This is a genomic window from Streptomyces sp. E-08, assembly GCF_049913095.1.
Classification (GTDB): domain Bacteria; phylum Actinomycetota; class Actinomycetes; order Streptomycetales; family Streptomycetaceae; genus Streptomyces.
On the sequence record NZ_CP183971.1, the window covers coordinates 3,854,137 to 3,867,034 of the forward strand.

Sequence of the window (12,898 nt, forward strand, 5' to 3'; positions counted from 1 at the left end):
GGGCCGACGATACGCGCTAATCGGACAATTTCCTCTTAGCGATCATTTTCGGCGCGCCGAGACGATCATCCGTCCCTGCGGCGGCGAGAACCGTCCCGACAGCGGCGGCGAGAACCGTCCCTACATCCGGGACACGTTCCGCTCGTAGACCAGACGCAGGCCGATCAGGGTCAGCCAGGGCTCGTGCTCGTCTATCTCCTTCGAGTCGGCGAGGACCATCGGCGCCAGACCGCCGGTCGCGATCACCGTCACGTCGGAGGGGTCGCCCTTCGGCCCGACCAGTTCCCGCTTCATCCGGGCCACCACGCCGTCGACCTGGCCCGCGTACCCGAAGACGATGCCCGACTGCATGGCCTCGACCGTGTTCTTGCCGATCACGCTGCGCGGGCGGGCCAGCTCGATCTTGCGGAGCATGGCGCCCCTGACGCCCAGCGCCTCGACCGAGATCTCGATGCCGGGGGCGATCGCCCCGCCCGCGTACTCGCCGCGGGCGGTGATCGCGTCGTACGTCGTCGCCGTGCCGAAGTCCACGACGATCGCCGGGCCGCCGTACAGCTCGACGGCCGCGACCGCGTTGATGATGCGGTCGGCGCCGACCTCCTTGGGGTTGTCCGTGAGGATCGGCACGCCCGTCTTCACACCGGGCTCCACGAGGACCGCCGGCACGTCCCCGTAGTACCGGCGGGTGACCTCGCGCAACTCGTGCAGCACCGAGGGGACCGTCGCGCAGATGGCGATCCCCTCGATGCCGTCGCTCAGCTCGACGCCGAGCAGCGGGTGCATACCCATGAGGCCCTGGAGCAGGACCGCCATCTCGTCGGCGGTACGGCTCGGGTCCGTGGAGATCCGCCAGTGCTCGACGATCTCCTCACCGTCGAAGAGACCGAGCACCGTGTGCGTGTTGCCGACGTCGATGGTGAGCAGCATCAGGAGCGCACCTCGCGCAGGTCGAGGCCGATGTCGAGGATCGGGGAGGAGTGGGTGAGGCCGCCGACCGCCAGGTAGTCGACGCCGGTCGAGGCGTACGCCGCGGCGTTCTCCAGGGTCAGCCGGCCCGAGGACTCCAGGACCGCCCGGCCGGCGACCAGGGCGACGGCCTCCTCGGTCTCGCCCGGGGTGAAGTTGTCGAGCAGGATCAGGTCGGCGCCCGCGTCCAGGACCTCGCGGACCTGGTGCATCGTGTCGACCTCGACCTCGATCGGCACCTCGGGGAACAGCTCGCGGACGGCCTTGAAGGCCTCGGCGACGCCGCCGGCCGCCACCACGTGGTTGTCCTTCACGAGGGCCGCGTCGGAGAGCGACATGCGGTGGTTGACGCCGCCGCCGCAGCGGACCGCGTACTTCTCCAGGGCGCGCAGGCCCGGCGTCGTCTTGCGGGTGTCGCGGACCTTCGCCTTCGTGCCCTCCAGGACGTCCGCCCACGCGCGCGTGGCGGTGGCGATGCCGGAGAGGCGGCAGAGGATGTTGAGCGCGCTGCGCTCGCCGGTGAGCAGGTCGCGGGTGCGGGCGGTGACGCTGAGGAGCACCTGGCCGGCCTCGACGCGCTCGCCGTCCTCGACGTGCCGCTCGACCTCGAACTCGTCCGTGCAGACGATCGACAGGACGGCCTCGGCGACCCGCAGACCGGCCACGACACCGGCCTCGCGGGCGGTGAAGTCGGCGGTGGCGACGGCGTCCTCGGGGACGGTCGCCACCGTCGTGACGTCGACCCCGCCGTCGAGGTCCTCGGCGATCGCCAGGTGGGCGATGTCCTCGACCTGGACGGGGTCGAGCCCGGCGTCGGCGAGCAGCTCGGCGAGGGCGGGGTCGAGACCGCACTCGAACTCCTCGCCGCCACCGCAGCCGCAGCCGTCGCCGCAGCCGCCGGTCTCGTCGGAGGAGACCGTGTTGATCTGGATGAGAGGGACGTCCACGGGCTCGGGACGGGCTTCCTCGGGCGTGCTCACTTACGGCTCCCTGGGGGCGTCGAGGGTGGGGGGAAAGTCGAAGGTGTCGGTGGTGCGGACCTCCAGGGTCCGTCCCTGGGCGAGGTGGACGACGAGGTGCTTGCGCCAGTCCGCGTCGTCGCGGTCGGGGTGGTCCTCGCGCCAGTGGCAGCCGCGGGTCTCCTCGCGGCGGCGGGCCGCCGCGACCAGGACCCGGGCGACGCACAGCAGGTTGGTGGTCTCCCAGGAGTCCACGCCCGGCTCGGCCGCCTTGGTGTCGTCGTCGCCGCCCGCCACGGCGTCGCTGTGGAGCCCGTCGAGGGCCTCGGCGGCCTCCCGCAGGCTGGCCTCCGAGCGGAGCACGCCCGCACCGGTCGTCATGATCCGCTGGATACGGGTCCGGGCGCCGGCCACGGGCAGCGGCAGGGTCACCGGGGCCGGGTGCGACACCGGGGCGCCCGGCACGCGCGGGGCCGCCGCCGTGATGTCCTCGGCGATCCGCTCGGCGAAGACCAGGCCCTCCAGGAGCGAGTTCGAGGCGAGCCGGTTCGCGCCGTGGACGCCCGTGCAGGCGACCTCCCCGCACGCGTACAGGCCCGGCACGGTGGTCCGGCCGCGCAGGTCCGTGCGGACGCCGCCAGAGGCGTAGTGGGCGGCGGGGGCCACCGGGATCGGCTCCGTCACCGGGTCGATGCCGTGGGAGCGGCAGGCCGCCAGGATCGTCGGGAAGCGCTCCGCCCACATCTCGGCGCCGAAGTGACGGCCGTCGAGGTACATGTGGTCGGTGCCCTGCTCCAGCATCCGGCGCGTGATCGCCTTGGCGACGATGTCCCGGGGCGCGAGCTCGGCCAGCTCGTGCTGCCCGAGCATGAAGCGGACGCCGCCGGCGTCGACCAGGTGGGCGCCCTCGCCCCGTACCGCCTCGGAGACCAGCGGCTGCTGGCCCTCGGCGCCGGCCCCGAGGAAGAGCACCGTGGGGTGGAACTGGACGAACTCCAGGTCGGAGACCTCGGCCCCGGCGCGCAGCGCGAGCGCGACGCCGTCGCCGGTGGAGACGGCCGGGTTGGTGGTGGCGGAGAAGACCTGGCCCATGCCGCCGGTGGCCAGGACCACCGCGGGCGCGTGGACGGCGCCGACACCGTCGTGCTGCCCCTCGCCCATGACGTGCAGGGTCACGCCGGCCGTGCGGCCCTCGGCATCCGTCAGGAGGTCCAGGACGAGGGCGTGCTCGATGAAGCGCACGCCCCGGTCCCGTATCGCCTCGACCAGCGCGCGGGAGATCTCGGCGCCGGTCGCGTCCCCGCCCGCGTGGGCGATCCGGCGGCGGTGGTGGCCGCCCTCCCGGGTCAGCGCGATCTCGCCGTCGGAGGTCTTGTCGAAGTCGGCGCCCGTCGAGATCAGACGGCGGACGGCGTCCGGGCCCTCCGTGACCAGGGCCCGCACGGCTCGCTCGTCGCACAGCCCGGCACCGGCGACGAGGGTGTCGTCGAGGTGCTGCTCGGGGGTGTCGCCCTCGCCGAGCGCGGCGGCGATGCCGCCCTGGGCCCAGCGGGTGGAGCCGTCGTCGAGGCGGGCCTTGGTGACGACCACCGTGCGGAGCCCGGCGGCGGTGCAGCGGAGGGCGGCGGTGAGGCCGGCGACCCCCGAGCCGACCACGACGACATCGGCGTCGATGTCCCAGCCCGGCGCGGGCGCGTGCAGCCGTATTCCGGTCACTTGTCGGCTCCGAAGGTCAGGGGGATGTTGTCGATGAGCCGCGTGCTCCCCACGCGCGCGGCGACGGCGAGGATCGCCTCGCCGTCGTGGCCGTCGGGGACCTCGGTGAAGTCGGCCGGGTCCACGAGGGCCAGGTAGTCGAGGGTGAGCGGCGGCTCGGCCCGGGCCGCCTCGTCCAGGACGGTGCGGGCCGCGGCCCGCACGGCGTCGGCGCAGCCGCCCTCGGCGGCCTGCGCGACCGCGTGGGCGTCGGCGGCGGCACGGGCCTCGCCGAGCCGGGACAGGGCCTCGGCGCGGTTCTCGGCCCGGCCCTGGGTGCCGGGCAGCGAGGCGGCACGCGCGCGCAGCGCCTCCTGGGCGGCGAGCCGCTCACGGGCCGCGAACAGCGCGCGGGACAGCGCCAGGGCCGTCCGCCGCTCCCCCGCCGACAGGTAGCGGTTGCGGCTGGACAGGGCCAGGCCGTCGCTCTCGCGGACGGTCTCCACGCCGACGATCTCGACGGGGAAGTTCAGGTCGCGGACCATGCGGCGGATCAGGGCCAGCTGCTGGGCGTCCTTCTGGCCGAAGAAGGCCAGGTCGGGCGCGGTGAGGTGGAGCAGCTTGGCGACGACGGTCAGCATGCCGTCGAAGTGGCCGGGCCGGGAGGCGCCTTCGAGGCGCTCGCCCATGGGTCCCGCGGTGATCCGGACCTGGGGCTCGCCGCCCGGGTAGACCTCGTCGGCCGAGGGCGCGAAGACGGCGTCCGCACCGGCCTCGGCGGCCAGCGCCAGGTCGGCGTCGAGGGTGCGGGGGTAGCGGTCGAGGTCCTCGCCGGCACCGAACTGCAGCGGGTTGACGAAGACGGTGACGACGACGAACCCCTTGGCGCCCACGCGCTCGCGTGCGGCCCGGATCAGGGTGGCGTGCCCCTCGTGGAGCGCGCCCATGGTCATGACCACGGCGTTGCCGCCGGGCGCGCCCCGGTGGGCGACCGCGTCCGCGAGGTCCTCGGCCGTGCGGAGGACCTCGGCGGGCCGGTGGCGGACGTCCCGGCCTGCGTCGGCGCGGTCACGGGCGAACAGGCTCATCGGTCTTCTCCTTGCGGCCCGTCGGCGGGGTCGGCGGGGTGGGCGGCGCCGCTCGGCTGCTCGGCGAGCACGCCCAGCAGGTCCTCGGCCAGCTCGGGCTTGAGGAGGCCGTGCGCGAGCGCCCGGTCGGCGGTGGTGCGGGCCATCGCCAGATAGCCGGCGACGGTGCCGGGCGCGTGCTTGCGCAGCTCGGCGACGTGCGCGGCGACCGTACCGGCGTCACCGCGCGCGACGGGCCCGGTCAGGGCCGCGTCCCCGGACCGCAGCGCGTTGTCCAGGGCGGCGCCCAGGAGCGGGCCCAGCATGCGGTCGGGGGCGGCGACCCCGGCCTTGGCGAGCAGCTCCATCGACTGGGCCACCAGGGTGACCAGGTGGTTCGCGCCGAGGGCCAGGGCCGCGTGGTAGAGCGGCCGGGCCTCCTCGGCGATCCACTCGGGCTCGCCGCCCATCTCGATCACCAGCGCCTCGGCGGCGAGCCGCAGCTCCTCGGGCGCGGTCACCCCGAAGGAGCAGCCGGCGAGCCGCTGGACGTCGACGGCGGTGCCGGTGAAGGTCATGGCGGGGTGCAGGGCGAGCGGCAGGGCGCCGGCCCGGCGGGCGGGGTCGAGGACCCGTACCCCGTACCGCCCGGAGGTGTGCACGAGCAGCTGCCCCGGCCGTACGGCCCCGGTGTCGGCGAGGCCCTCGACCAGGCCCGGCAGCGCGTCGTCCGGGACGGTCAGGAGGACCAGGTCGGCGAGCGCGAGGACCCGGGCGGGCTCGACGACCGGGACGTCGGGCAGGAGCTCGGCGGCGCGGCGGCGGGAGGCGTCGGAGACCGCCGAGACGGCGACGGGGCGGTGCCCGGCGAGCCGGAGCGCGGCGGCGAGGGCGGGGCCCACACGGCCGGCGCCGACGACTCCGACGGTGAGGCGGGCGGGTCGGTCCTCGGCCCGGGGCTCCGACGCTCTGGGCTCTGGCGCTGCTGGTGCGTTCACGGTGGGGACGGCCTTCCGTTCCAGTCCTCGGCGGGTACCGGACGATTTCTGGTCATGCTACGCCAGCGTTTCGCGGCGCTCCGTGGCCTGTCCACAGGGTGTGGGCGGTGGTGTGATGATCGGCCCATGAATCCTGTGACTCCTGCGGAGACCCCTGTGGACGAGGAAGCGGCCCGGATCCACCGGGCCAAGGTGTGGGGCGGCGCCGAGCGCAGACTGTGGGCCACCTCGGTGGACGGCACGGTCGGTGCGCGGCTGCGGGAACTGGCCGCCTGGGCGGAGGCCGCCGGCCACGAGGAGGCCCCTCTCGACACGTACGGGAACGGGCTCGTGGAGGAGCTGGAGCGGCGCGTCGCCGAGGAGCTCGGCCTCCCCGCGGCCGTGTTCTTCCCGACCGGCACCATGGCCCAGCAGGTGGCGCTGCGCTGCTGGGCCGGGCGCACCGGCAGCCCCGTCGTCGCCCTCCACCCGCTCGCCCACCCCGAGGTCCACGAGGACGGGGCGTTCGGGACCGTCTCCGGGCTCCGCACCGTCCACCCGACCGGCGCGCCCCGGCTGCCGACCGCCGAGGAGGTGCGGGACCACCCTGAGCCCTTCGGGACGCTGATGTTGGAGCTGCCGCTGCGGGACGCCGGCTTCGTACTGCCGACCTGGGAGGAGCTGACCGAGGTGGTGGCGGCGGCCCGCGAACGGGACGCCGTGGTCCACTTCGACGGCGCCCGGCTGTGGGAGTGCACGACGCGTTTCGGCCGGGGGCTCCCGGAGATCACCGCGCTCGCCGACAGCGTGTACGTGTCGTTCTACAAGTCCCTCGGCGGCATGTCCGGGGCCGTGCTCGCCGGTCCCGAGGACGTCATGGAGGAGGCCAGGGTCTGGCGCCACCGGTACGGCGGCCTGGTCTTCCAGAACTACCCGGCGGCGCTGTCCGCGCTCCGGGGCCTGGACGTCGAGCTGCCCCGGCTGCCCTCGTACGTGGCGCACGCGCGCGTGGTGGCCGACGCGATCCGGGAGGCGTTCGCGGAGGCGGGCACCGGCTGGTCCCGGATCCACCCGGAGACCCCGCACACCCACCAGTTCCAGGTCTGGCTGCCGTACGACCCCGACGTCCTGACGGCGGCGGCCCTCGCCCAGACCGAGGACACCGGCACGGCGCTCTTCCGCCGCTGGTTCACCCCGGGCGCGGGCGGCCCGCCGGGGGTGGCGGTGACGGAGCTGACGGTGACGGAACCCGGTCTGGAGTGGACGGCGAAGGACGTCAAGGAGGCGGTACGGGACTTCCTGGCGCGCGTGGAGGGGTGACGGCGCCCCGGGGGCGTCCTGTCGCGGGCCTGATCGACAGGACGCCCCTAGGCTGCGCGGTGCAGCCATCGGTTCAGGGCCGCCCGGACGTCACCGCGCGCCGGGCGGCCCGCCACCACCCGCTCGAAGCGGCGGTGGTCGCGCAGGGCCCGCAGCACGGCGACGTCGTGGGTGCCGGGCACCGGCGGCGCCGGGTCGCCGAGCGAGGCGGCACGGTAGGAGTCGAAGAGGTACTGGTGCAGTGCGTTCATGTCCTCACCGTGCGCCGCGCCGCCGCGGACCCGCCCCCGGATTGACCGCCCCCGTCAATTCGGGGCCCGTCGATTGACGGCTCCCGTCAAACGGGGCGACACCTCCCCCGCCCCACCCCGCACCATGGGCGGGTGAGCGTGACCATCGACATCACCGGACTGCCGCACGAGCGGATCACCTTCTGCCCCTCGCCGCTGGCCGAGCTGGGCAACGCCCTGCACGCCCTCGCCGAGCCCGCCCACCACGCGCGGTTGCACGCCTGGACGACCGCCACCTCCTCCGCGATGAAGCCGGAGCTCGCGGACCGGCTGCACGAGGCCGACTTCATGTGGCGGTCCACCCGCTCCGACTTCCTGCTGCCCGCCCAGCCGCGCGAGACCCTCGCCGAGGAGCTGGACGACGTCGACCGCATGAGCGACGAGACGTTCGTCGGCGCCGCCCTGGAGATCTCCTGCAGCAGCCGCTACTCCGAGGGCATCCCCTCCCCGCTGGTCGACGAGCGGTCCCGCCGCCGCGCCCTCGACCTGGCCGCCGCGCGCGGACCGCGCCAGGCCGCTTTCGTGGAGCAGATGCTGGCCGAACCGACCGCCACCCGCGCATGGATCCGCCGCCTCCTGGAGGACTGCGACGAGGCGTTCTTCGCCGACACCTGGCGCCGCGTCCGCGTCCAGCTCGCCGCCGACGCCCGCCACAAGACCGAGCTGCTGCGCCGCAAGGGCCTGGCCGAGGCCCTTACGGCCGCCTCGCCCGCGCTCAGCCTGGAGGAGGGGGAGCGGGGCAGCCGCATCGTCGTCGACAAACTGGTCCACGGCCGCACCGAGGCCCAGGGCACCGCCGTGACGCTGGTGCCGACGGCGTTCGGCTGGCCGCACCTCTTCGCCACGAGCGCGCCCGGCTGGCAGCCCGTGATCCAGTACCCGGCCGCCACCCGCGACGTCGGTGGCTCCGAGCCCGTCGAGACGGTCAAGCTGCGCCTGGAGGCCATCGCCCACCCCATGCGGATGCGGCTGTGCCGCAACCTGGCGCGCGGCGCGTACTCGACGAGCGAGCTGGCCGACGCGTACGGCATCACCGCCCCCGAGGTCTCCCGCCACCTCTCCGTCCTGAAGAAGGCCGGCCTGCTCACCACCCAGCGCCGGGGGCGCTACGTGCTGCACCAGCTCGACTTCTCCGTCGTCGCCCGCCTCGGCAGCGACTTCCTGGAGTCGGTCCTCCGCTAGGGCCTGTCGTCACCTTCCCGCCGTCGCCCGGCAGGCCCTGGAAGTTCCCGTCGTCGCCCGGCAGGCCCTAGAAGCCCTGGGCGGCGCCTCCGCCCGCCCGGACCAGGCCCGTCTCGTACGCCAGGACCACGACCTGGACCCGGTCGCGCAGGCCCAGCTTGGTCAGGATGCGGCCCACGTGCGTCTTCACCGTCGCCTCGGAGAGGACGAGCCGGGCCGCGATCTCGCCGTTCGACAGGCCCTGCGCGACCAGCATCATCACCTCGCGCTCCCGCCCCGTCAGCCGCTCCAGCTCCTTGTGCTGCGGGTCCTTCCCCGAGGACGGCAGCATCGGCGAGAAGCGGTCCAGGAGCCGGCGCGTGGTGGAGGGCGCCACCACCGCGTCGCCGCTGTGCACCGAGCGGATCGCACCGAGCAGCTCGGCCGGCGGCACGTCCTTCAGCATGAAGCCGCTCGCGCCCGCCTTCAGCCCCGAGAACGCGTACTCGTCGAGGTCGAACGTGGTCAGGATCAGCACCTTCGGGGCATCCGGCTGCGAGCAGATCCGCCGGGTCGTCTCCACCCCGTCCAGCTTCGGCATGCGCACGTCCATCAGTACGACGTCGACGGCCGTGGAGCGCAGCACTTCGAGGGCCTCGACGCCGTCGCCCGCCTCCGCCACGACCTCCATGTCCGGCTGGGCGGCGAGCACCATGCGGAAACCGGTCCGCAGCAGCACCTGGTCGTCGACGAGCATCACGCGGATGGACATCAGGTCAGTTCCTTAGGGGTCGTCAGTGAGCGGGCTTGAGGGGGAGCAGGGCGCTGATCCGGAAACCGCCGCCCGGACGCGGGCCCGCGTCCAGGGTGCCGCCGACCATGCCGACCCGCTCGCGCATGCCGATCAGACCATGGCCCCGCCCGTCGGCGCCCCCGTCCTCGTACATCTCCTGCGGGGCCCCCCGACCGTCGTCCTCGACGAGCAGTCCGAGGCCGTCGTCGAAGTAGACGAGCCGCACGCTGGCGCCGACATCCGGCCCGCCGTGCTTGCGCGAGTTGGTCAGGGCCTCCTGCACGATCCGGTACGCGGTGAGCTCGACGCCGCTCGGCAGCGGGCGCGGGCTCCCCTCGATCGCGAAGTCGACGGTGAGACCGGCGCCCCGGACCTGCTCCACCAGGTCCTCGATCTGCCGCACGTCGGGCTGCGGCACGTACTCCCCGGCCTCCTGGTGCTCGCCGGTGCGCAGGATCCCCAGGAGCCGGCGCATCTCGGCGAGCGCCTGCCGGCCCGTCGTGGAGATCGTCTCCAGGGCCTGCCTGGCGGTCTCCGGAGAGGAGTCCATGACATAGGCGGCGCCGTCGGCCTGCACCACCATCACCGACACGTTGTGCGCGACGACGTCGTGCAGCTCGCGGGCGATCCGGGCGCGCTCGGCGGCGACCGCGACCTTGGCCTGGGCCTCACGCTCCTTCTCCAGGCGGGAGGCCCGCTCCTCCAGCTGCGCGAAGTAGGCGCGGCGGGTGCGGAGCGAGTCGCCGAGCACCCAGGCGAGGACGAAAGGCACGGTCATGATGATCGTGAAGAAGACCTTGGCCGCGCCGGAGTTCTGGGCCTCCAGGGGCCATCTGAGCTGCGAGAGCGTGGAGGCGCTCAGTCCGCCGATGAGCGCGAGCCGGGAGGCCCAGCGGGGTCCGTCGTGCGCGGCGACGGTGAAGATGATCACGAGCATGGCGAAGTCGGCCATGAACGGCACCAGGCCGAAGGCGAGCTGGGCGACGCCCAGCGCGACCGCGAGCACCAGCATCTTCTCCGGGGCCCGCCGGCGCAGGGCCACGACCAGGGAGAACAGCGCGGCGACGAGGCCGTACGCGACGGGGTGGTCCACCGCCGGGTAGGTCGTGCCCACCCACAGCAGGGAGAACCCGAGGAGGACGACGGCCCAGAAGCCGTCGACGCCCGTCGGGTGTCTGCGGATGAAGTCGTAGAGGCGCTGCACGTCACCCAGAGTAGGGAAAGGGGATAGGTGCAGGGATCAACCGTGGGGTCGATCCTTGACGCGGGACCCGTACTCCCCGAGGTGGAGACTGGGGCACGTGATGGATGAGACGTGTCAGTGGCAGGGGTGGCGGGAGGCCACGGAGCGGGCGCTGTACGGCCCCTGGGGCTTCTATTTGCGCCCCGAGGGTCCCGCGGGGCACTTCCGCACCTCGGTGCACGCCTCTCCGCTCTTCGCGGCGGCAGTGGGCCGGCTGCTCGGCGAGGTCGCGGAGGAGCTGGGCACGGACGCGGTCGACCTGGTGGACGTGGGCGCGGGCCGCGGCGAGCTCCTGACGGCGGTGCTCCATGCCGTCGGGTCCTCGCTGACGGTGCGGGCGTACGCGGTCGAGCGTGCCGCCCGCCCGGCCGGGCTCGACCCGCGGGTGGAGTGGACGGACCGGGTGCCGCGGGGCGTGCGCGGGCTGCTCTTCGCGAACGAGTGGCTCGACAACGTGCCGGTGGACGTCGCCGAGGCGGACGCGGAGGGCACGGTCCGGTACGTGGAGGTCGCGCCGGACGGCACCGAACGGCTCGGCGCCCCCGTCACCGGCCCGGACGCCGACTGGCTGGCCCGCTGGTGGCCGCTGCGGGAGCCGGGCACGCGGGCCGAGATCGGGCGGCCCCGCGACGCGGCCTGGGCGGCGGCGGTCGCCCGTCTCGCGGCGGGCCGCGCGGTGGCCGTGGACTACGCGCACGTACGGGCCTCCCGGCCGCCCTTCGGCACCCTGACGGGCTTCCGCGCGGGCCGTGAGGTCCCGCCGGTCCCGGACGGCAGCTGCGACGTGACGGCCCACGTGGCACTGGACGCGTGCGGGGGCAGCCTCGCGGCGGAGGCCGGGGACCGCGGCGCGACCGGCGCCCCCCAGGCCGGGCCCGGGCTCCCCCGCGCCGAGCTGGTGACGCAGCGGGAGGCGCTGGGGCGGCTCGGGGTGTCCGGGGAGCGTCCCGCGCTCGCGCTCGCCTCGACCGACCCCGCCGGGTACGTCCGCGCGCTCGCCGCCGCCGGCGAGGCGGCCGAGCTCACCGCCCGGGGCGGTCTCGGCGACTTCCTCTGGCTGACCCAGCGGGTCCCGGCCGGCGCCACCCGCTGACCCGCCCGGTCAGCCCTCGGAACCCTGCCCGGTCACCCTCGGACCCTGCCCGGTCCGTCCTCCGGACTCCGCCGGTCCGCCCTGCGGGCCGCGCCCGGTCCGTCGTCCGGACCCGCCCGGTCCGTCCTCCGGGCAGGGGCCCGGGGGCCGGGAGCGGCAGGGGATACTGACCGCATGACGGAGACGACGGTCGGAATCGGCGGCGCGGCGGAGAGCACCGACATGGTGCTGAACATCGGGCCGCAGCATCCCTCGACCCACGGCGTGCTCCGGCTCCGGCTCGTGCTCGACGGCGAGGTCGTCCGGCACGCCGAGCCGGTGATCGGCTACATGCACCGGGGCGCCGAGAAGCTCTTCGAGGCGCGGGACTACCGGCAGATCATCATGCTGGCCAACCGCCACGACTGGCTGTCCGCCTTCTCCAACGAGCTCGGCGTCGTCATGGCCGTCGAGCGGATGCTCGGCATGGAGGTCCCGGAGCGGGCCGTGTGGACGCGGACGCTCCTCGCCGAGCTGAACCGGGTCCTCAACCACCTGATGTTCCTCGGCTCGTACCCCCTCGAACTGGGCGGGATCACCCCCGTCTTCCACGCCTTCCGGGAGCGCGAGGAGCTCCAGGCGGTGATGGAGGAGGTCTCCGGCGGCCGGATGCACTACATGTTCAACCGGGTCGGCGGTCTCAAGGAGGACCTGCCCGCCGGCTGGCTCGGGCGGGCGCGGCAGGCCGTCGCGGACGTGCGGTCGCGGATGGACGTGTACGACCGGCTCGTCCTCGGGAACGAGATCTTCCGGGGCCGTACGCGCGGGGTCGGCGTCCTGAGCCCGGAGGCCGTCCACGCGTACGGGGTGTCCGGGCCCATCGCCCGCGCCTCGGGCGTCGACTTCGACCTGCGCCGTGACGAGCCGTACCTCGCGTACGGGGAGCTCCAGGACACCCTGCGGGTCGCCGTGCGGCAGGAGGGCGACTGCCTCGCCCGGTTCGAGTGCCTGCTCGACCAGACGCACAACTCGCTGGACCTGGCGGACGCCTGCCTGGACCGGATGGCCGAGCTGGCGCCGGGCCCGATCAACCAGCGGCTGCCGAAGGTGCTCAAGGCGCCGGAGGGCCACACGTACGCCTGGACCGAGAACCCGCTCGGCGTCAACGGCTACTACCTGGTGTCGAAGGGCGAGAAGACCCCGTACCGGCTGAAGCTGCGCTCGGCCTCGTTCAACAACATCCAGGCGCTGGTGGAGCTGCTGCCCGGGACGCTCGTCGCCGACATGGTGGCGATCCTGGGCTCGCTCTTCTTCGTCGTCGGCGACATCGACAAGTAGCCGGCGGCGGGCGGGGC

Annotated in this window: 12 protein-coding genes; 4 read left to right on the forward strand and 8 right to left on the reverse strand. The window is 74.3% G+C overall.

Annotated features, from left to right (window positions below):
- Window positions 1–120: 120 nt before the first annotated feature.
- The 5 genes from ACN9MM_RS17545 to ACN9MM_RS17565 are packed head-to-tail and all read right to left on the reverse strand — an operon-like array spanning window position 121 to window position 5,685.
- Entirely contained in the window at window positions 121–927 is an 807-nt protein-coding gene (locus ACN9MM_RS17545; protein ID WP_329854665.1) for a type III pantothenate kinase, read from the reverse strand.
- Complete coding sequence (gene nadC, locus ACN9MM_RS17550; RefSeq protein WP_426364497.1) at window positions 927–1,946, reverse strand: carboxylating nicotinate-nucleotide diphosphorylase; 1,020 nt, start codon at window positions 1,944–1,946, stop codon at window positions 927–929. The genes ACN9MM_RS17545 and nadC overlap by 1 nt, the downstream gene beginning before the upstream one ends.
- Window positions 1,947–3,641 carry an L-aspartate oxidase gene (locus ACN9MM_RS17555; protein WP_426364498.1) on the reverse strand — a complete coding sequence of 565 codons (1,695 nt, stop codon included), beginning with the start codon at window positions 3,639–3,641 and terminating at the stop codon, window positions 1,947–1,949.
- Complete coding sequence (panC, locus tag ACN9MM_RS17560; RefSeq protein WP_426364499.1) at window positions 3,638–4,708, reverse strand: pantoate--beta-alanine ligase; 1,071 nt, start codon at window positions 4,706–4,708, stop codon at window positions 3,638–3,640. The genes ACN9MM_RS17555 and panC overlap by 4 nt, the downstream gene beginning before the upstream one ends.
- On the reverse strand, window positions 4,705–5,685 hold the full coding sequence (locus ACN9MM_RS17565; protein WP_426364500.1) for a Rossmann-like and DUF2520 domain-containing protein: 981 nt from the start codon (window positions 5,683–5,685) through the stop codon (window positions 4,705–4,707). The genes panC and ACN9MM_RS17565 overlap by 4 nt, the downstream gene beginning before the upstream one ends.
- A 126-nt stretch (window positions 5,686–5,811) precedes the next feature.
- Here ACN9MM_RS17565 and ACN9MM_RS17570 point away from each other — a divergent pair, with 126 nt between their 5' ends.
- Entirely contained in the window at window positions 5,812–6,984 is a 1,173-nt protein-coding gene (locus ACN9MM_RS17570) for a threonine aldolase family protein (protein WP_426364501.1), read from the forward strand.
- A gap of 47 nt (window positions 6,985–7,031) precedes the next feature.
- On the opposite strand, the gene ACN9MM_RS17575 is transcribed toward ACN9MM_RS17570, so the two are convergent.
- Entirely contained in the window at window positions 7,032–7,235 is a 204-nt protein-coding gene (locus ACN9MM_RS17575) for a hypothetical protein (protein WP_426364502.1), read from the reverse strand.
- A 132-nt stretch (window positions 7,236–7,367) separates the two neighbouring features.
- Here ACN9MM_RS17575 and ACN9MM_RS17580 point away from each other — a divergent pair, with 132 nt between their 5' ends.
- Window positions 7,368–8,456 (forward strand): DUF5937 family protein, encoded by a 1,089-nt coding sequence (locus tag ACN9MM_RS17580; RefSeq protein WP_426364503.1) that lies wholly within the window; start codon window positions 7,368–7,370, stop codon window positions 8,454–8,456.
- 67 nt (window positions 8,457–8,523) lie between these two features.
- Here the strand turns inward: ACN9MM_RS17580 and ACN9MM_RS17585 are convergent, their stop codons facing one another.
- Both ACN9MM_RS17585 and ACN9MM_RS17590 read right to left on the reverse strand, forming a co-directional pair.
- Window positions 8,524–9,207 (reverse strand): response regulator, encoded by a 684-nt coding sequence (locus tag ACN9MM_RS17585; RefSeq protein ID WP_426364504.1) that lies wholly within the window; start codon window positions 9,205–9,207, stop codon window positions 8,524–8,526.
- 22 nt (window positions 9,208–9,229) lie between these two features.
- Window positions 9,230–10,432 (reverse strand): sensor histidine kinase, encoded by a 1,203-nt coding sequence (locus ACN9MM_RS17590; protein ID WP_426364505.1) that lies wholly within the window; start codon window positions 10,430–10,432, stop codon window positions 9,230–9,232.
- A gap of 100 nt (window positions 10,433–10,532) precedes the next feature.
- On the opposite strand from ACN9MM_RS17590, the gene ACN9MM_RS17595 reads away from it, so the two are divergent.
- Entirely contained in the window at window positions 10,533–11,564 is a 1,032-nt protein-coding gene (locus ACN9MM_RS17595; protein WP_426364506.1) for an SAM-dependent methyltransferase, read from the forward strand.
- 174 nt (window positions 11,565–11,738) lie between these two features.
- Window positions 11,739–12,881 (forward strand): NADH-quinone oxidoreductase subunit D, encoded by a 1,143-nt coding sequence (locus tag ACN9MM_RS17600; protein WP_426364507.1) that lies wholly within the window; start codon window positions 11,739–11,741, stop codon window positions 12,879–12,881.
- Window positions 12,882–12,898 lie beyond the last annotated feature (17 nt).

What these genes read in the sequence shown, in the direction of transcription:
- ACN9MM_RS17545 (WP_329854665.1), bottom strand. Translation starts at nt 927, where the DNA reads ATGCTGCTCACCATCGACGTCGGCAACACGCACACGGTGCTCGGTCTC.
- panC (WP_426364499.1), bottom strand. Translation starts at nt 4,708, where the DNA reads ATGAGCCTGTTCGCCCGTGACCGCGCCGACGCAGGCCGGGACGTCCGC.
- ACN9MM_RS17570 (WP_426364501.1), top strand. Translation starts at nt 5,812, where the DNA reads ATGAATCCTGTGACTCCTGCGGAGACCCCTGTGGACGAGGAAGCGGCC.
- ACN9MM_RS17575 (WP_426364502.1), bottom strand. Translation starts at nt 7,235, where the DNA reads ATGAACGCACTGCACCAGTACCTCTTCGACTCCTACCGTGCCGCCTCG.
- ACN9MM_RS17585 (WP_426364504.1), bottom strand. Translation starts at nt 9,207, where the DNA reads ATGTCCATCCGCGTGATGCTCGTCGACGACCAGGTGCTGCTGCGGACC.
- ACN9MM_RS17595 (WP_426364506.1), top strand. Translation starts at nt 10,533, where the DNA reads ATGGATGAGACGTGTCAGTGGCAGGGGTGGCGGGAGGCCACGGAGCGG.
- ACN9MM_RS17600 (WP_426364507.1), top strand. Translation starts at nt 11,739, where the DNA reads ATGACGGAGACGACGGTCGGAATCGGCGGCGCGGCGGAGAGCACCGAC.